This is a genomic window from Streptomyces albus subsp. albus (genome assembly GCF_000725885.1).
In the GTDB taxonomy this organism is placed as follows: Bacteria; Actinomycetota; Actinomycetes; order Streptomycetales; family Streptomycetaceae; genus Streptomyces; species Streptomyces albus.
Window position 1 is genome coordinate 1 of sequence record NZ_JODR01000089.1, and the last position, 361, is coordinate 361.

At 66.5% G+C, this 361-nt stretch carries 1 protein-coding gene; it reads right to left on the reverse strand.

All coding sequences use genetic code 11. The features are described from left to right. A partial coding sequence (locus IO40_RS34600) for an acyltransferase domain-containing protein (RefSeq protein ID WP_033230659.1) occupies nt 1-361 on the reverse strand: 361 nt, incomplete at both ends.

Sequence of the window (361 nt, forward strand, 5' to 3'; positions counted from 1 at the left end):
GGTGAAGGGGAGGGTGGGTTGGTGGTAGGTGAGGGTGTGGAGGGTGTCGGCGAGTTGGTCGAGGATGGGGTCCATGAGGGGGGAGTGGAAGGCGTGGCTGACGCGGAGTTGTTGGGTCCTTCGGCCTCGTTTGCGCCAGAGTTCGCCGATGTGCTGGACCTCTTCGACGGTGCCGGAGACGACGACGGACTGGGGGCCGTTGACGGCGGCGATGCTGATGGCTGCCGGGTCGGCTTCCTCGTCCAGTGAGGCGGTGATCTCCTCCGGTGTGGCTTGGATGGTGAGCATGGTGCCGGTGTGGGGGAGGTTTTGCATGAGGTGGGCGCGGGTGGTGATGAGGGTGGCGGCGTCTTGGGGGGTG